Source organism: Janthinobacterium sp. BHSEK (assembly GCF_056174685.1).
This window is the reverse complement of the sequence record NZ_JBWBYV010000047.1, coordinates 12,976-29,430: the sequence shown is the minus strand read 5'-3', so window position 1 is coordinate 29,430 and position 16,455 is coordinate 12,976. Positions and strand designations below refer to the sequence as shown.

At 66.6% G+C, this 16,455-nt stretch carries 16 protein-coding genes; 1 reads left to right on the top strand and 15 read right to left on the bottom strand.

Features of this window, described 5'->3' with window-relative positions:
• Window positions 1-23 precede the first annotated feature (23 nt).
• Entirely contained in the window at window positions 24-809 is a 786-nt protein-coding gene (locus tag AC0V2Y_RS16830) for a helix-turn-helix domain-containing protein (protein WP_475415875.1), read from the top strand.
• Here AC0V2Y_RS16830 and AC0V2Y_RS16825 read toward each other — a convergent pair.
• From AC0V2Y_RS16825 to AC0V2Y_RS16755, 15 genes are all read right to left on the bottom strand, one after another.
• Complete coding sequence (locus AC0V2Y_RS16825; RefSeq protein ID WP_475415874.1) at window positions 782-3,037, bottom strand: patatin-like phospholipase family protein; 2,256 nt, start codon at window positions 3,035-3,037, stop codon at window positions 782-784. The two genes, AC0V2Y_RS16830 and AC0V2Y_RS16825, sit on opposite strands and share 28 nt — an antisense overlap.
• A gap of 58 nt (window positions 3,038-3,095) precedes the next feature.
• Window positions 3,096-3,662 (bottom strand): type II secretion system protein N, encoded by a 567-nt coding sequence (locus AC0V2Y_RS16820; RefSeq protein ID WP_475415873.1) that lies wholly within the window; start codon window positions 3,660-3,662, stop codon window positions 3,096-3,098.
• 19 nt (window positions 3,663-3,681) lie between these two features.
• On the bottom strand, window positions 3,682-4,902 hold the full coding sequence (gene gspF / locus AC0V2Y_RS16815) for a type II secretion system inner membrane protein GspF (protein ID WP_475415872.1): 1,221 nt from the start codon (window positions 4,900-4,902) through the stop codon (window positions 3,682-3,684).
• 10 nt (window positions 4,903-4,912) lie between these two features.
• Window positions 4,913-6,334: a type II secretion system ATPase GspE gene (gene gspE / locus AC0V2Y_RS16810; protein ID WP_475415871.1), complete on the bottom strand. Its 1,422-nt coding sequence runs from the start codon at window positions 6,332-6,334 to the stop codon at window positions 4,913-4,915.
• Window positions 6,335-6,344: 10 nt separating this feature from the next.
• Entirely contained in the window at window positions 6,345-8,576 is a 2,232-nt protein-coding gene (gene gspD, locus AC0V2Y_RS16805) for a type II secretion system secretin GspD (RefSeq protein WP_475415870.1), read from the bottom strand.
• Window positions 8,573-9,349 carry a type II secretion system protein N gene (locus tag AC0V2Y_RS16800; protein WP_475415869.1) on the bottom strand — a complete coding sequence of 259 codons (777 nt, stop codon included), beginning with the start codon at window positions 9,347-9,349 and terminating at the stop codon, window positions 8,573-8,575. The genes gspD and AC0V2Y_RS16800 overlap by 4 nt, the downstream gene beginning before the upstream one ends.
• Window positions 9,346-9,894: a type II secretion system protein GspM gene (gene gspM, locus AC0V2Y_RS16795; RefSeq protein WP_475415868.1), complete on the bottom strand. Its 549-nt coding sequence runs from the start codon at window positions 9,892-9,894 to the stop codon at window positions 9,346-9,348. The genes AC0V2Y_RS16800 and gspM overlap by 4 nt, the downstream gene beginning before the upstream one ends.
• Window positions 9,891-11,120 (bottom strand): type II secretion system protein GspL, encoded by a 1,230-nt coding sequence (gene gspL, locus AC0V2Y_RS16790; protein ID WP_475415867.1) that lies wholly within the window; start codon window positions 11,118-11,120, stop codon window positions 9,891-9,893. The genes gspM and gspL overlap by 4 nt, the downstream gene beginning before the upstream one ends.
• Window positions 11,121-11,139: 19 nt before the next feature.
• Window positions 11,140-12,108 (bottom strand): type II secretion system minor pseudopilin GspK, encoded by a 969-nt coding sequence (gspK, locus tag AC0V2Y_RS16785; RefSeq protein ID WP_475415866.1) that lies wholly within the window; start codon window positions 12,106-12,108, stop codon window positions 11,140-11,142.
• Window positions 12,105-12,728: a PulJ/GspJ family protein gene (locus AC0V2Y_RS16780; RefSeq protein ID WP_475415865.1), complete on the bottom strand. Its 624-nt coding sequence runs from the start codon at window positions 12,726-12,728 to the stop codon at window positions 12,105-12,107. The genes gspK and AC0V2Y_RS16780 overlap by 4 nt, the downstream gene beginning before the upstream one ends.
• Window positions 12,728-13,105: a type II secretion system minor pseudopilin GspI gene (gene gspI / locus AC0V2Y_RS16775; RefSeq protein ID WP_475415864.1), complete on the bottom strand. Its 378-nt coding sequence runs from the start codon at window positions 13,103-13,105 to the stop codon at window positions 12,728-12,730. Before gspI ends, AC0V2Y_RS16780 begins: the two co-directional genes overlap by 1 nt.
• Window positions 13,105-13,599 carry a GspH/FimT family pseudopilin gene (locus AC0V2Y_RS16770; protein WP_051991350.1) on the bottom strand — a complete coding sequence of 165 codons (495 nt, stop codon included), beginning with the start codon at window positions 13,597-13,599 and terminating at the stop codon, window positions 13,105-13,107. The genes gspI and AC0V2Y_RS16770 overlap by 1 nt, the downstream gene beginning before the upstream one ends.
• 12 nt (window positions 13,600-13,611) lie before the next feature.
• Window positions 13,612-14,064, bottom strand: coding sequence for a type II secretion system major pseudopilin GspG (gene gspG, locus AC0V2Y_RS16765; protein WP_035823835.1), 453 nt, complete (start codon window positions 14,062-14,064; stop codon window positions 13,612-13,614).
• Between the two features lie 93 nt (window positions 14,065-14,157).
• Complete coding sequence (locus tag AC0V2Y_RS16760) at window positions 14,158-14,919, bottom strand: HesA/MoeB/ThiF family protein (protein WP_475415863.1); 762 nt, start codon at window positions 14,917-14,919, stop codon at window positions 14,158-14,160.
• An 8-nt stretch (window positions 14,920-14,927) separates the two neighbouring features.
• Window positions 14,928-16,421 (bottom strand): S41 family peptidase, encoded by a 1,494-nt coding sequence (locus AC0V2Y_RS16755; RefSeq protein WP_475415862.1) that lies wholly within the window; start codon window positions 16,419-16,421, stop codon window positions 14,928-14,930.
• Window positions 16,422-16,455 lie beyond the last annotated feature (34 nt).

Here is a 16,455-nt window from a genome sequence, read left to right as displayed (position 1 = left end):
CAAACTTGCATAAAGGAACTATCGTGAGTTCACCTGAACTGGTTTTGCGCGTGCTGCGCACCCAACTGCGCGCCGCCGGCATCACCTACAAGGTATTGGCCGAGCGCATCGGCATGAGCGAGTCGAGCGTCAAGCGCATGTTTGGCCAGCACGACATGTCGCTGTCGCGCCTGGCCCTGATCTGCAAGGCTTCCGGCATCGCCATGGAGGATGTGCTGCGCGGCGCGGCCGACATCACGCCGCATGCCGACACGCTCACCCTGGTGCAGGAAAAGTCGCTGGTGGCGCATCCGCGCCTGCTGCTGGTGGCGATCTGCTGCCTCGGCCACTGGAGCCTGGAACAGGTGGTGGAAACGTATGCGCTGACGCAGGCCGAATGCATCGGCTGCCTGGCCGAACTGGACCGGCTGGGCTTGATCGAACTCAAGCCGCTGAACCGCTACAGCCTGCGCGTCTCGAACGCCTTCCACTGGCTGGCCGACGGCCCGGTGCAGCTGTACTTCCGCGAACACGTGGTGGCCGATTATTTCAGCGGGCATTTCGACGGCGCCGGTGAAACCCTGATGTGCATCCCGGCGCGCCTGTCGCTGTCGAGCGCACAGGAGCTGGTGCAAAAGATCCGCCAGCTGGCCGAAGAACTGGCGCGCCTGCACCAGAACGACCGCCGCCTGGGGCCGCAGGAACGCGACGGCTTTACCCTGCTGCTGGGCTTTCGCTCATGGGAATTTGCCGCCTTCACGGCCCTGCGCCGCAGCACGGCGCCCGCCGCGCCGGGCACCCCTTACCAGACAGGGCCCAGGAACAGATAGAGCGTGCTCTCGCCGCCCTTCGATGCGCCCGAGGCCACGTACACGGGACCGAAGCGCGTATCGACCGAAATGAAGGCGCTGCTCGCCTGCGTGAACTTGGTGGCTTTCCAGCGCTCGCTCTGATCGAAGCCGCCGCCCATTTCCAGCGAAAAGCCGGCCCGCACGGCGCCGCCCAGGGTGCTGGGCAGGGAACCGATGCGGCGCGCCATCACGAAGCGCGCCAGGGCCACGCTGCGCCCCGTCACCGACTCGAACTGCGTGCCGGACAGGCGCAGGAAGCCGCCCAGGCTGAGCGGCGCCTCGCCCCGCTGCGCGCGCGCCCATTCGCCATACACGTGGCCGGCCCAGTTGCCGCGCCCAAACGCCTTCAGGCCCGTGATGGCGGAGCGCCCCAGGCCCGATTCGCCCGTACCGGTGGTCGCGGAGCGCGTCCAGGTGGCGTCGAACAGCACGCCGCGCGTGGGGAAACCGGGCGAATCGAGCGTGTCGACGCGGAACTGGACGAACTGGTTGGTGCCCAGTGCCCGCTCCTTGGGGTAGGCCGGGTCGGCGGGGATGCTGATGTCCGCCTTGACTTCGCTGCGCGTGATGCCGAACTGCAGATCGCCCCAGAAACCGAACTGGCGCCCCAGCACCAGGCTGGCGCCCTGGCCGCTGTAAGCGACGCGCGCATTGCGCCGGCCCTTGTCGAACAGGTCGACCGCCTGGGAAGTGTACTGCAGCGATGGCGCGATATACCACGGGTTGCCGGCACCGAGCGGCTGCCAGTACTGCACCCCGAAGTTGCGCGCGGTGCCGATCTGCACCATGCTGCGCAATTCGCCGCCCCAGCTGTTCAGATTCGAGCGCACGTGCAGCAGCTTCAGGGCAAAGGTATTGCTGTCCCTGAAATCGCTGGCCATTTCCAGGCCCACGCGCAGGCGGCTGCTGGCCCACGGCGCCTCGACCGCCTTGATGGTGACGGCGCGCTGGTCGCCCGCATCGACCACCTCCGTCTCCACGCGCGCCACGTCGCCGCGGCCATACAGCTTGGCCGCCGCCTTGAGCACATCTTCCTGGCTGACCGACTGCCCTTCCACCAGGCCCGATTGCGCCTGCAGGATGCGCGGATTGATATCGCCTTCGCTTTCCACGGCCAGACGCGTGAGCGGCAGGGCCACGTCCAGCAGCGCCGGCGCCGCCAGACGCAGCTGCTCGCGCGCCGCATACTGTTCCGGCGGCAGGGCCAGCGGAGCCAGGCGGGCGGCCAGCGCCTGCGCCGCCTGTTCGCCGGCGCGCATGGCGCGCGCATAGTTTTCAAAGTCGAGGAAGCTGACGCCCGTCAAGTCCGGCGCCACCAGGATGTCCTGCGGCTGCAGCTCCTTGAGCGAGCGCTGCACGTTCTGCTCCGTGAGAATCTGCAGCATCTGCTGCGCCACGCCGATGGCGCTGCCCAGCTCTTTTTCCGGCGCCAGCGGCGTGCCCACGTTGACGGCGATGATGATGTCGGCGCCCATGGCGCGCGCCATGTCGACGGGCAGGTTGCGCACCAGGCCCCCATCGACCACCAGCCGGTTGTTCACGCGCACGGGAGCAAACACGCCCGGCACGGCCAGCGAGGCGCGCATCGACAGGAACAGGGGCGTGTCGACCAGTTCCACCAGCTCGCCATTGACCAGGTCCGAGGCCACCGAGCGGAAAGGCAGCGGCAGCTGGCTGGCGGGACGGTCGCGCATGCCGGCCGGCAGCAGCCGGTTCAAGGCCATTTCCAGCGCCGCATTGCTGGCCGCCGCCGGCGGCGTGGAAATGCCGTTGCGGCTGGTGCCGAACTCGATGCGCGACGGCAGCAATAAGTCTTCCTCGCGGCGGCGGAACGCCAGTTCGTCGCGTGGCGGCCGGTCGGCCACCACGCGCGCCCAGTTGGTATCGCGCGCCATCTTTTCCAGGTCCGCCACGGAAGCGCCGGCCGCGTACGCGCCGCCCACCACGCCGCCCATGCTGGTGCCGACCACCATGTCGATCGGCACATGCAGCTCCTGCAGCACTTTCAATACGCCGATATGCGCGAGACCGCGCGCGCCGCCGCCCGACAGCACCAGGGCAATGCGCGGGCGCGCCGGCACGGGCGCAGGAACGGCCAGGGGAGGAACGGAAGTTGCGGCAGCAGCGGGGACGTCAGCGGCGGCGGCTTGCGGCAAGGCGCACAGCGCCGCCACGCAGCCCGCCAGGACGGCACGGATCGAGAACATGAAGACTCCTGTGGCAATGGCGGCACGGCGCCATCGGCAAAATACGATAAGAACGGCGTTAATTCGACGGTGGCGGCACGCTGCCGCTCACCTGCGGCGGCGCCGGCATCACGGTCGCCGGACGCTGCTGCTCCATCGGCAGCGGCGGCGGCACCAGGTTCGTTGCCGGCGCGGGGGCCGGCCCCGGCGCCGGGGTGGCGGACACGGGCCCCGGCAAGGCCAGCGCCTTGTCATCGGCCACCAGGTCGATGCGCTTGCTCACGCCGCCATCGCGCAGCAGCACATGGCGCGCATGCACTTCCAGCACCGTCACGCCGGGCACCACCTCGGCGCCCTCGGGCAAGGCCACGGACGGCTTGCCATCGGTCGAGATGATGGCCACGCTGCCGCGGCCATTGCTGGCGGCGACCACGCCCTTGAGCTGGTAGTTGCTGGCCGTAGCCACGCTGACCTGGCCGCCGAACAGCGAAGCGCCCGCCTCCACGCTGGCATCCTGCACCACCGGCACGGCGGGTGGATTGATGGGGCGCTGCGGCGCCTTGAACAGCTGCATGGCCCAGTAGGCCAGCGACACGGACAGCGCCACGACGGCGAGCAAGCTTACAAGTTGTGGCAAACGCTTCATGGTTTCCTTGATATTTCTCTTAACGCACCAGCTGATTAATCTCGATAATCGGCATCAGCACGGCCAGCACGATCAACAGCACCACCACGCCCATGGCCAGGATCAGGGCCGGCTCCAGCAGGCCCGCAATGGTGAGCGTGCGGCGTTCCAGGTCCTGCTCCTGCGCGCTGGCGGCGCGTTCCAGCATGGCCGGCAGCTCGCCCGTGATTTCGCCCGCGCGTATCATGTGGATCAACATGGGCGGAAAATGCTTTTGCGCCGACAGCGCGCGCGCCAGGCTGACGCCCTCGCGCACGGCGCCGCTGGCGTCAGCCACCAGTTCCTGCATCGCCACATTGGTGAGCGTGTCGCGGCTGGTGTCGAGCGCGCGCAGGATCGGCACGCCGGACCCCGTGGTGATGGCCAGCGTGCTGGCAAAACGCGCCGTATTCAGGCTGCGCTCGAATTTCCCGTACAGGGGCGCCGTCAGCAGCCAGGTATGCCAGCGCCGCTTCAACGCCGGCTGCTGCAGCGCGCGGCGCCAGGCGAACCAGGCGCCGGCGAGGACGATCGCCACGACGATGCCATAGTGGCGCACGAAGTCCGACAGCGCCAGCATGATCACCGTCAGCATGGGCAGCTTTTGCTTGGTATTGGCGAATACGGAAACGATCTGCGGCACCACATAGGTGAGCAGGAAAATGACGATGGAAAACGCCACCACGGTGACGATGGCCGGATAGGTAAACGCCAGCTTGACCTTCTGCACCAGCGCATTGCGCCGTTCGATATAGTCGGCCAGGCGCGAGAGCACGCGCGACAAATGGCCGATCTGCTCGCCCGACGCCACCAGCGCCCGGTAGATTTCCGCGAAATCGCGCGGATGGCGGGCCAGCACGTCGGAAAACGCGGCGCCGCCGATCACTTCCGAGCGGATCGAGGCGATCAGGTCGCGCAGATACGGCCGCTCGGCCTGTTCCAGCAGCGCGGAAAAGGCCTGCTCCAGCGGCAGGCCCGCTTCCAGCAAACTGGCCAGCTGGCGCGTAAACAGGGCCAGCTCGGTGCTGGACAGGCGCTCGCCGAAGCCGCGCCGCTTGGTCACGCCGGCGGCGTCGACCTGCGCGGCGATCGGCTCGACGGCCAGCGGCACCAGGCCTTGCACGCGCAGCTCGGCGCGCGCGGAACGGGGACTGTCGGCATTGAGCACGCCCTTGCGGGTGGCGCCCTGGGCGTCGACGGCTTCATAACGGAATGCGGGCATGGTGGCGGGCCTAGTCTTTGGTCACGCGCAGCAATTCGGCCTGCGTGGTGGTGCCGTCGCGCAGCCAGCGTTCGCCGTCGTCGCGCATGCTCGTCATGCCGTCCTGCAGGGCCACGGCGCGCACTTCCGCTTCCGACGCGCGGTTATGGATCTGCGCGCGGATCTGCTCCGTCGTGCGCAGCAGTTCATACACGCCCACGCGGCCCTGGTAGCCCGTCTGGCCGCACTGCTCGCAGCCGACCGCCTGCCAGTACTGCCCGTCGAAGGTCTTGCAGGAACCGCACAATTTGCGCACCAGCCGCTGCGCCAATACGCCCAGCAGGGACGACGACAGCAGGAATGGTTCGATGCCCATGTCAAGCAAGCGCGTGACGGCCGCCGAGGCGTCGTTGGTGTGCAGGGTCGCCAGCACCAGATGGCCCGTCAGCGACGCCTGCACGGCGATCTGCGCCGTTTCCAGGTCGCGGATCTCGCCGATCATGATCACATCGGGATCTTGCCGCAAAATCGCCCGCAGCGCCTTGGCAAATGTCATGTCGATGCGCGGATTGACCTGCGTCTGGCCCACGCCGGCCAGGTCGTACTCGATCGGGTCTTCCACCGTCAGGATATTCGTGGTGGTGGCGTTGAGCATCGACAGCGCCGCGTATAACGTCGTCGTCTTGCCCGAACCGGTGGGACCCGTGACGAGCACGATGCCGTGCGGCTGCGTGATCAGGCCATCGAACTGCCCCAGCATGGGCGCGCTCATGCCCAGGTGCTGCAGGTCGAGACGGCCCGCTTCCTTGTCCAGCAAGCGCAATACGGCCCGTTCACCATGCCCGGTAGGCAGGGTCGAGACGCGCACGTCGACAGGCTTGCCGCCCACGCGCAGGGTGATGCGGCCGTCCTGCGGCAAGCGTTTTTCCGCGATATCGAGCTGCGCCATGATCTTGATGCGCGAAATCAGCGAGCCGTGGATGGCTTTGCGGGGACGCACCACGTCGCGCAGGCTGCCGTCGATGCGGAAGCGCACGACGGAGGTCTGCTCGAACGGCTCGATGTGGATATCGGAGGCGCCTTCGCGCAGCGCCTGCGTCAGCAGCGCGTTGATCATGCGGATGACGGGCGCGTCGTCGGACGATTCGAGCAAGTCCTCGATGGCCGGCACGTCCTGCAGCAGCTTGGTGAGATCGAGGTCGGCGTCGAATTCATCGGCCATCTGCGACGCATCGCCGCCGCCGCCCGCGTAGGCGCCGGCAATCGCCGCATCGAGTTCGGCGCGCGGCAGCACCGTCAACTGGATCTGGCCGAAACGGCGCGACACCTCGGCAATCGCCGCCGGCGCCGTCGAAGCGGCCACCAGTACCTCGACGGGGGCGCCTTCAAGGGCGCCGGGCCGTGCCAGCAAGCCGAAATCGCGCGCGTAGGCGTAGGGAAGCAGATTGCTCATGACTGTCCCATCACTTCTGCGGCTGCTGCTGGTATTGCTGCAGCAGCGGCTGCGGCGGCGTGGCGGCGTTGGCCGGCGCGCCTGGCGGCGGCGTCGGTGCCGGCGGCACGGGACGCGTCACCATGCTGCCGCCCACGGGCTGGCCATCCTGCAGGGCCGGCAGCACGGGCGTGCCCAGGTCCTTCAGCATCAGGTTGCCCGTGGCCGGCACGGCGGCCGTCTCGGCCGAGCGCATGTAATCGTAGCGGTCGGCCGCCAGGCTGCCGCTCTGCTCCTTGTTGCGCACGATGACAGGGCGCAGGAAGATCATCAGATTGGTTTTCTTGCGCTCGCGCGTCTGGTACTTGAACAGGTTGCCGATCAGGGGAATGTCGCCCAGGCCGCGCACTTTTTCCGCATTGTCGCCCGTGCTGTCCTCGATCAGGCCACCGAGCACGATGATCTGGCCATCGTCGGCCAGCACATTGTTTTCGATCACGCGGTTGTTGATGGTGATGCCGCTGACGGCCGTCGACGTGGATTTGTCCACGCTCGACGTCTCGTGATAGATGCCCAGCTTGATCGTGCCGCCCTCGGAAATCTGCGGGCGCACCTTCAGCGTCAGGCCCACTTCCTTGCGGTCGATGGTCTGGAAGGGATTCGTGTTGGTGCCGGCCGTGCTGGTGTACTGGCCCGTCAGGATAGGCACGTTCTGGCCCACCTTGATGGTCGCCAGTTCATTATCCAGGGTGATCAGGTTCGGCGTCGACAGGATGTTGGCGTTGCCGTCCGATTCCAGCGCATGCGCCACGGCACCCAGGCCCAGCGCGCCGTTGATCTGCTTGAAGATGCCCAGGGTCAGGCCGCCCGTGGGCAGGGTCTTGCCACCACCGGTGGCGATGGCGGCGATATTGTTGTTGGTGCCGCCGGCGAACGACTGCAGCGCGCCCACGCGGTAGTTGCTGGTGCTGTCGCCGGAAAGCCCCAGCCACTGCACGCCGAACTCGGACGCCTTGGCCGACGTCACTTCGACGATCAGCGCCTCGATGTAGACCTGGGCGCGGCGCACGTCGAGCTGGTCGATCACGGCGCGCAGGTTGCGGTAGACGGCTTCGTTGCAGGTCAGGATCAGGGTGTTGGTGGAAGCGTCGGCCTGGATGAAGCCGGCCGCGCCGCCGGACGACAGCTGCTGCGGCCCGTTGTTCAGCGAAGCGCCGCCCGTGGTGCCGCTTTGCGTATTGCCGCCCAGGCCAGTGCTGTTCATGCCGCTGTTGTTCTGGCTGATCTGGTTGTTCGTGCTCTGGCTGCTGGTGCCCTGCTGCGCCGAAGCGGCCGTGCCGTCCGACGTCACCACCGAGCGCAGGGTCTGCGCCAGCTTGGTGGCATCTGCATTTTTCAGGTACACCACGTGCACGTTGCCCAGCTGCGTGGTGGGCTGGTCCAGCTTCGAGATCAGCGACTTGGCCAGGTTGGCGCGCGCCGCCGACGGCGCGCGCAGCACCAGCGAATTGGTGCGCGGGTCGGCCAGCACGGACACCTTGCCCGTATCGCCGGCCGCGCCGGCGCCCGCATTCCCGCCCTCCATCAGTTTATTGACCATCGAGGCCAGGTCGGAGGCGATGGCGTAGCGCACGGGGATCACGTCCAGGTCCGTCGAGGCGGGCACGTCGAGCGCGGCGATGATCTTCGCCAGGCGCTTGAGGTTATCCGCATAATCGGTGATCACCAGCGAGTTGTTGCCCGGGTTGGCATTGATCGTGTTGTTCGGCGAAATCAGGGGACGCAGCACGGCCAGCAGGTTGGCCGACGATTCGTAGTTCAGGTAAAACACCTGGGTGGCGATCTGGTCGCCCTTCACCTGACTGGCGCCGTTGCCCACCTGGGTCGGCACGGATTGCAGCTTGGCGTCCGCTTCCGGCACCACCTTGGCATAGCCGTCGCCGGAGACCACCGCGTAGCCCTGCAGGCGCAAGGCCGAGGCCAGCAGCCCGAACGCCTGCGTCTTGCTGATCGATTTCTCCGACACCAGGGTGATCGTGCCCTTGACGCGCGGGTCGATGACGAAATTGATGTTGGTGTAATGGCCCACCGCCTTGATCACCGATTCGATGTCGGCGCCGACGAAATTGAGCGCCGCCTCATCGCCGGGCGCGGCCCAGACGGGCGCCGGCATGCCGGCCACGGAACAGCACAGCAAGGCGGCGGCCGACAGGCGGCGCAGCGAGAAGGAGGAGGTAATTGGGCTCACGGATGGTTTTTTCATTGTCTGAACTCTAAGGCGATGATGTTTTTTTCGCTATTGCTACGGCGCTGTCCCAGCAAATTCAACAAACTCGCCAAGGTCTCTTCATATCCTGCTGCGGCCTGGGCCTGGCCGGAAAACTGCATGCGCCCCTGTTGCAGGCTGCCGCTGCCGTCGAGCAGCAGCGGTCCCTTGATGGAGCGCAAGGTCAACGTCGCCTGCTGCCCCTGCCAATCGAAATCGAGTTCGTAGCTGCCCAGCGGACGCAAGGACGACAGGCGCGAGGCCATGTCCGTCATCTGCAGGGTGGTGCGGCCGACGGCGGAAAACTGCCGCTGCTCCAGGGCCAGCTGCAAGGTACTCCACGACAGGCGCATGCTGCCCGTCGGCGCCACGGTGTTTAACGGCGCACCGAGACCGCCGAGGCCATCGGCCGGCAGCAGCAGGGCCGCCGGGCTGACCTGCCAGTGCGACCACGAGCCGCGCAGGTTCACCGGCTGCGACAGCGCCTGCGGATTCTGCAGTTCCACGTCCGCCGATCCCCACAGCACCGAGGGCGAAATGCGCCAGCTGAAACGCCCCGGCAGCAGGGGCGTCACGGCGCCATTCGCGCTGGCCGCCCCGCCGATAAAGGCCGAGCCGCGCCACAGGGTACCTTGCGCGTCGCCCAAGGTCAAACGTCCGCCCGTCTGCTTCTCCACGATACTGGCCACCCAGCTGGCCGGGAAAAACACCAGCAGGGTGACGCAGACGCTGACGATGATGGCCAGCAGCCAGCCAAGCAGGCGCATCATCGTGCCGCGCCCGGGCTCTGGTGCAGGGTCAGGCTGGCGTCGACCAGGCCCGCCACCGCCTTGTCCTGCACCGTCTGCGCCGTGATCTTCGCTTCCTGCACCGCCACGCGGCCTTCGCGGCGCAAGCCGTCCAGCCACAGCATGACGCTGGCGAACGGCACGCCGTTCAACTGCACGCGCGCGTATTCTCCCGTCAGCGACAGCGATTGCGGCGCCAGGCCGCGCGCCTTCAGCGAGGCCTCGAGGCTGTCGCGGCTCATGGGCGCCACCTGCACGGGCGCCTGGCGCGCCAGTTCGCCCGCCTCACGCGCCAGCGCCTGCAGCTGGGCCGCATTCTGGCGCAGCTCGGGCAAGCTCTTTTGCAAGGCGATGCGTCCCGTCCAGGCCGGCTCGAAAAACACGGCGTAGACGAGGGCCAGCCCCGCCACCACGCCGCCGATGCTCAAAAGCTTGCGCTCCTGCTGCGTGCGCTCGGCCCAGAAGGCCAGCACGGCCTGCTGCCGGCCCACCAGCGCGGCGCGCGCCTTGTTCACTGCTGCACTCATGCTTTTGCTCCCGTGGCCGGCGTGATCTTCCACACGCCCGGCGCCGTTTCATTCAAGGCCAGCTTGCGCGCGGCCAGGCCGTCGCGCACCTGTGCCTGGGCGCTGGCGTCGACCATGTCCGGCTTCAGCTTGACGATCAGGGCGCGCTCGCGGTATTCCAGCGAGGCCACCACGCCGCGCCCGGCCAGGCCGCCCAGCGCCTCGCCCAGCGCCGCGCTCATGCTGGTGAAGTCATCCATGCTCGCCTGCCCGCCCTGCAGGCGGGCGGCGGCGATATTGCGCCGCATCTGTTCCGCTTCCAGCCCGTACACGGGCGCCTCGTTCGGATACGCAGCCTTGAAGGTTTGCTGCATCGAGGTGCGCACGGTGGCCGCCTCGCGCTTCAAACGCATCCATTCGATATTCATGCCGGCCAGGTTGACGATCACGGCCAGCAGCGCCAGACGGATGGGCCAGCGCCAGCGGCGCCACTCGGTGGCCGATCCCGTGGCCGTGCCCAGGGCAGGGGCCAGATCCATCCCCGCCCCTCTGGCGCCGGCGATCCAGTGCGCCCAGTGGTCGGGCTCCACCGTCACGCCGTGCATGCCGGCGGCCAGCTGTTGATACTGCGCCAGCTCGGCCTGCGCCACGTAGACCGTCAGGGGCACGTCGCCGGCAAACGCGCGCGTCGTCAGCAGCGCCTGCTGCGGCTGGGCCGGCAAGACCAGGCCCAGCCCCTCCTGCGGCGCCTGGCGCAAGGCCAGTTCCAGGCTGTCGCCGGCCGCGTGCAGGGCGGCCGTCACGCTGCCCGGCTGCAAGGGCAGGCATAGCTGCGACGGCAGCAGCGCCACCTTGCGCGCGCCCTGCGCCAGCAAAGCTTTTACCAACACCTCGGCCCAGGCGCGCTGCGCCACGGCCACCGTGCGCATGCCGGCCGCATCGGGCGCGCCAGCGGCCAGCAGGCAATCCTGGGCGTCGCCGAGGATGTGTTCTTCCACCAGGCCCGGCAAGGCCGCGCGCAAACGGGCGCCGGCCAGCGGCGGGGTTTTCAGGCGCAGCAGGGTCACGTCGGCCGCCGCCAGCAGCAGCACCACCTGCTTCGCGCCGGCGATCAGCTGGCCCAGGCTGCCCAGCGGCGCGCTGCCTTGCTGCAGCAGAGTGCCGCCGTCGCCGGCCAGCACGAAGGAGCAGGCGGGCGCGCTATCGGTGGACGCCTTGGCCGGGTGACGGATATACAATATTGTCAAAGTGACTCGCTTTCAGCTGTTAATTTTCCCGCAGCCAGACCAGGCTGGTGGTGCGCTGCGGATCCGTTTTTCGATTGACGAGCGCCACGGCATCCAGGGCGGCGCGGTCCAGCCGCACGCGGATGACGGTGAGAAAGTAGCGGCTCTTCACGTCAAGCTCGACGCCCTCAATCACATTGCCACTAATATTATTCTTGAAGTTTGCAAAATCGACAAACTTTTTACGCGGATTGCTCAAGGTCAGGGCGCTGGCCTCGGACAGCGACATCATCGTCACGGCCGCCAGCACCTCGGCCGGGGCCGTATTCACGTTGATCGGCGTGAGTTCCGGCAGGATGATGACGACATCGCGCAGCTGCTCGATCATCTGCGGCGTATAGCCGGGCACGGCCAGCAGATCCTCGACCTGCGTGAACGCCACCGGTTCGCTGCCGCCGCTCGTGGCGGGCTTGGCGGCGGGCGTCTTGCCGTCGGCGCCGCTGCTGCGCGGTTTCGGCTTGGCGCGCAGCACGGCATCGGCCGTCGCTTGCGCCAGGCCACTGTCGAGCTTCATATTTGACAATAATCGCTGGTAGGCCAGCACCTGCTTCGGATTGACGGTGCCCGTGGCGTCGACCAGGTTGGTAATATTGAAACGCGCCTGCGCATCGAGTGCGCGGCCCGAGACGGTGGCGTCGAATTTTTCCGTATCGACCTTTTCGCGGTCCACATAATCGTCGAGCCGCGCTTCCTCGATCGGCGTGGCCCAGACGCCATCGGCGGCCGTCAGCATGGGATTGTCCTGGCGCAGCCAGAAGCGGGCAAAGTCGACCATGCCGCGCATGGCCCACTGCGTCTGCAGGCGCAGGCGCTGGTTTTCCATCGAGCGCACCTGCACCTGCTGCTGCCAGAACAGGCTGGCGACGACCGTGATGGCCAGCGCCGTCAGCAGCAAGGCCGTGATGACGGCCACGCCGCGCTGGCGCACGGGGCGAGTAAACGGCTTCATCCCGGCCCCAATAAAAAGACTTTGGACAGGCCCGCATCCTGGCCCGGCATCTGCAAGGTCACTTCCAGGCCCGGCACTTGCGTGGAGATGGCGGCGCCGGCCGTCAGCACGTTCCAGGCGCCATTGTTCCAGCCGCGCATGACCATGCTGTCGACGCCGCGCATCAGGGCCACGTCGGCGCTGGAGGTATCGGTATCGTCGCGCGCCGCCTGCCACAGGGTGTCGAGCACGGCCAGGTCGCGCGTGCCGTTCGACTCGCGCCGCGTCAGCACGCCGCCGCGCAGGCGGTAAGTGACCACTTGCAACTGCTGCGGCTCCTGCTCCGACGCGGCCAGGCGCACCAGGGTCAGGCGGTCGTTTTCCGCCGTCAGGTTGATGCGGCCATTCAGCAGATTGTTGTTCTGCCCTGCACCGGCCAGGTGGTCGCAATCGCTTTGCATCTGGGCAAACGCCAGCTGCATGCCGCGCGCCTGCTCCAGCTGGCTGGTCAGCACTTCGCGCGAACGCATGATGCTGTCCAGGCCGCGCCAGCCCAATACGGCGACCATGGCCAGGATGCCGATCGCCACGAGCAGCTCGATCAGCGTGAAACCACCAGCAGGGACGGGGCGGCGCGCCATCAGTCGTTAAAGGAAAGCAAGACCAGGCGCACGATGCGGCGGGCCGGATATTGCACGTCGTACACGTTGACGCGCACCTGGCGGATACGGGGATTCGGCGTGGCCACCACTTCCTCTTCACAGATCAGCTTCAGGTCGCCCTGCGGGCAATCGACCGTGCGCTTGCCCGTCTGCGGGAACGTCTTCGCCAGGCGCAGGCGCACCAGGTGGTTTTCCGCCGACCAGGTGGCCATCATGGCGCTGCGCAAGCCATCGCTGTTCTGCGTCAGGCTGCCGACGGCGCGCAGCGAGGCGCCCAGGGCCGTGCCGACGATGACGAGGGCGACCAGGACTTCCAGCAAAGTGAAGCCAAGCTGGCGGCGAAATGAGCGCCGCATCATTGCTCGACCGTGAAGTGGCCGATGCCGTCGGCGCGGATGGCCACGCTGCGCTCGCCGCTGGCCAGGGTCAGCACGAAAGGCTTGTCGACCGGTTCGCGGCCGAAGATGATGCGCAGCGGCTGGGCCACGCTGCTCGACGGCTGCACGCTGAGCAGCATGGGGGTATTCGCAAACGCGCGCTCGCGCAGCAAATCGTCCTGCGTCACGGGTTGCCACAGCTTTTCATTGAGGACCAGGAAACGGTATTGATTTTCGTCCGCCTCGAACGCCACTTGCCGGCTGCGCACGATGGCTTCATCGCGCGCCAGCTGCAGCAGCAGGGCGATGCGCTCGGCTTCCTTTTGCAGCGCCTGCTGGCCATTCGGCATGGCGTTCAGCGACACCAGGCCCAGGGTGACGCCGATGATGACCATCACCACCAGCAATTCGATCAGCGTGAAGCCGCTGGCGCGTGGCCGGGGCAGTGCGCGACCGGTGGTCATGGCAGGCATGCAATGGAAAACTTACAGTTCCCAGGAGCCGATATCGGCATCGTCGCCGCTACCGCCAGGCTGGCCGTCGGCGCCCAGCGAGATGATATCAACTTCGCCCTTCACGCCCGGCGACAGGAACTGGTACGGGTTGCCCCATGGATCCTTCGGCATCTTTTCCAGGTAGCCGCCCGCTTTCCAGCCATTCGCGGCCGGGCCCGTGGTCGGTTTTTCGATCAGCGCCTGCAAGCCCTGCTCGGTGGTCGGGTAGCGCTGGTTATCCAGGCGGTACAGTTTCAAGGCTTGCATCACGGTGGCGATGTCGACTTTCGCCGCCGCCACTTTCGACTCGCCCGTGCGGGCGATCAGCTTGGGCACCACCAGCGAGGCGAGGATGCCCATGATCACCACCACGACCATGATTTCGATCAAAGTGAAGCCGCGCGCGCGGCGCTGGCGTATCGGATGGTTTGCTGCGTTTTGCATAAGAAAGAGAGAAGAAGGTGAGTAATGAGAGCAGAGTATAAAGCGGAAATATGACAAAGCTTGTCATATGGGGAAAAATTTGTGCGGCGGCCGTCAGGCGGGCAAGACCACTTTGCCGCAAACGGCGCAGCCGGGATCGCGCGCGACGCGCATGCTGCTCCATTCCATGTGCAAACCGTCGAGCAGCAGCAGGCGCCCGGCCAGAGATTCGCCCGCACCCATGATGAGTTTCAAGGCCTCGGCCGCCTGCATGGCGCCCACCACGCCCACCAGCGGCGCGAACACGCCCATGGTCGAGCACGCCTCGTCCGTGAACTGCTGCTCCTGCGGAAACAGGCAGGAATAACAGGGCTGCGTGCCCGTGCGCGGGTCGAACACGCTCACTTGCCCGTCGAAACGGATCACGGCGCCCGACACCAGCGGCACCCTGGCCGCCACGCAGGCGCGGTTGACGGCGTGGCGCGTGGCGAAGTTGTCGGTGCAGTCGAGCACCACCGTGGCGGACAAGACCAGTTCGGCCAGGCGCGCACCGTCCAGACGCTCCTGCAAGGCGATGATGGCTATCTCGGGATTGATGCCGGTCAAGGTTTCGCGCGCCGACAGCACTTTCGGCTGGCCCACGCGCTGCGTGGTGTGGGCGATCTGGCGCTGCAGATTGGTCAGATCGACCGTATCGTCGTCGACCAGGGTCAGCTTGCCGACGCCGCTGGCGGCCAGGTACATGGCGGCCGGCGAACCGAGTCCGCCGGCGCCGATCACCAGCACATGCGCGTCGAGCAAGGCTTGCTGGCCTTCGATGCCGATCTCGTCTAACAGGATGTGGCGCGAATAGCGCAGCAGTTGAGCGTCGTTCATGGCGGCGACTACGGTTTTCGCACGGGAATCTTCTTGTCGTCCGCCTTGATGTCGGAAGCGATTTCCGGCTTGGCGCCGATCTTCTCCACCTTCGGGTCGACCTTGGCCAGCTGTACCGGCAAGCCCTGGAAATGGTTCAAGGCTTGCTGCAGCTGGAAATCGTCCTTGGCGCCGTATTCGAGCGGCTTGCGTTTTTTCGCCGTGGCGATCAGGCGCTGCTCTTCTTCCAGCTGATCCTGCATGCCTTCCATCGTCGGCTTGGCCGCTTCCGGCTTGCCATCGTCGCTGCTCAGGTGTTTTTCCAGGTCCGCCTCGCGCACGCGCAGGCTGTTCCAGCCGTCGCCTTCGGCCGTTTCATCGACCAGCAGGTCGGGCACGATGCCGCGCGCCTGGATGGCGCGGCCTTTCGGCGTGTAGTAGCGGGCCGTCGTCAGCTTGACGGCCGTGTCGGCCGTGATCTGGCGCAAGGTTTGCACGGAACCCTTGCCGAACGTTTGCGTGCCGATGACGGTGGCGCGCTGGTAATCCTGCAAGGCGCCGGCGACGATTTCCGAGGCGGAAGCGGAACCGGCATTGACCAGCACCACCAGCGGCACGGTTTTCAGCGCGGCCGGCAGCTTGGCCAGCGGGTCGGCCTTGGCGCCCGGCGGCGCATAGAATTCGCGGCGGCCATAAAACACCTGTTTCGACTCAGGCAGCTGGCCCTTGGTGGAAACGATCACGGAGTTACCCGGAAGAAATGCTGTCGCCACGCCGATGGCGCCCGGCACGACGCCGCCGGGATCGTTGCGCAAGTCCAGCACCAGGCCCTTGAGCTTGGGGTCTTGCGCATACAGCGCGTTGATCTTTTTGACCATGTCGTCGACGGTCGGTTCCTGGAACTGGGCGATGCGCAGCCAGGCATAGCCGGGCGCGACCATCTTGGCCTTCACGCTTTGCACGCGGATTTCCTCGCGCACGATGGGGAAGACCAGCGGCTTGCTTTCGCCCTTGCGCGACATCGTCAGCACCAGCTTGCTGCCAGGCTGGCCGCGCATCTTCTTGATGACCTCTTCCAGTTGCAGGCCTTTCAGCGGAATGTTGTCGAGACGGGTGATCAGGTCGCCCGCCAGGATGCCGGCCTTGGCGGCCGGGCTGTCCTCGATGGGCGAGACGACTTTCACGTAGCCGTCTTCCATGCTCACTTCGATGCCGATGCCGACAAACTTGCCCTGCACGCTTTCGCGCATTTCCTTGAAGGCATTTTTATCCAGGTAGACGGAATGCGGGTCCAGCGACGAGACCATGCCGGAGATGGCTTCCGTCAAGAGTTTCTTGTCTTCCACCTTCTCGACATAATCGGTCTTGATCAGGCCGAAGACGTCGGACAGCTGGCGCAGCTCGTCGAGCGGCAGCGGGGCATTCGTGATTTTCTGCGCCACGGCCGGGTACTGCAGCGACATGCCGATGCCGGCCAGGACGCCCAGACCGATCAGGCCGATACTTTTGACTTTGATACCCATGAATTCTTCGCAATCTACAATTTCGCTGCCGCAG

Coding starts and splice junctions, on each gene's coding strand:
- AC0V2Y_RS16825 (WP_475415874.1), bottom strand. CDS start 3,037: ATGTTCTCGATCCGTGCCGTCCTGGCGGGCTGCGTGGCGGCGCTGTGC.
- AC0V2Y_RS16820 (WP_475415873.1), bottom strand. CDS start 3,662: ATGAAGCGTTTGCCACAACTTGTAAGCTTGCTCGCCGTCGTGGCGCTG.
- gspF (WP_475415872.1), bottom strand. CDS start 4,902: ATGCCCGCATTCCGTTATGAAGCCGTCGACGCCCAGGGCGCCACCCGC.
- gspE (WP_475415871.1), bottom strand. CDS start 6,334: ATGAGCAATCTGCTTCCCTACGCCTACGCGCGCGATTTCGGCTTGCTG.
- gspD (WP_475415870.1), bottom strand. CDS start 8,576: ATGAAAAAACCATCCGTGAGCCCAATTACCTCCTCCTTCTCGCTGCGC.
- AC0V2Y_RS16800 (WP_475415869.1), bottom strand. CDS start 9,349: ATGATGCGCCTGCTTGGCTGGCTGCTGGCCATCATCGTCAGCGTCTGC.
- gspM (WP_475415868.1), bottom strand. CDS start 9,894: ATGAGTGCAGCAGTGAACAAGGCGCGCGCCGCGCTGGTGGGCCGGCAG.
- gspK (WP_475415866.1), bottom strand. CDS start 12,108: ATGAAGCCGTTTACTCGCCCCGTGCGCCAGCGCGGCGTGGCCGTCATC.
- AC0V2Y_RS16780 (WP_475415865.1), bottom strand. CDS start 12,728: ATGGCGCGCCGCCCCGTCCCTGCTGGTGGTTTCACGCTGATCGAGCTG.
- gspI (WP_475415864.1), bottom strand. CDS start 13,105: ATGCGGCGCTCATTTCGCCGCCAGCTTGGCTTCACTTTGCTGGAAGTC.
- AC0V2Y_RS16770 (WP_051991350.1), bottom strand. CDS start 13,599: ATGCCTGCCATGACCACCGGTCGCGCACTGCCCCGGCCACGCGCCAGC.
- gspG (WP_035823835.1), bottom strand. CDS start 14,064: ATGCAAAACGCAGCAAACCATCCGATACGCCAGCGCCGCGCGCGCGGC.
- AC0V2Y_RS16760 (WP_475415863.1), bottom strand. CDS start 14,919: ATGAACGACGCTCAACTGCTGCGCTATTCGCGCCACATCCTGTTAGAC.
- AC0V2Y_RS16755 (WP_475415862.1), bottom strand. CDS start 16,421: ATGGGTATCAAAGTCAAAAGTATCGGCCTGATCGGTCTGGGCGTCCTG.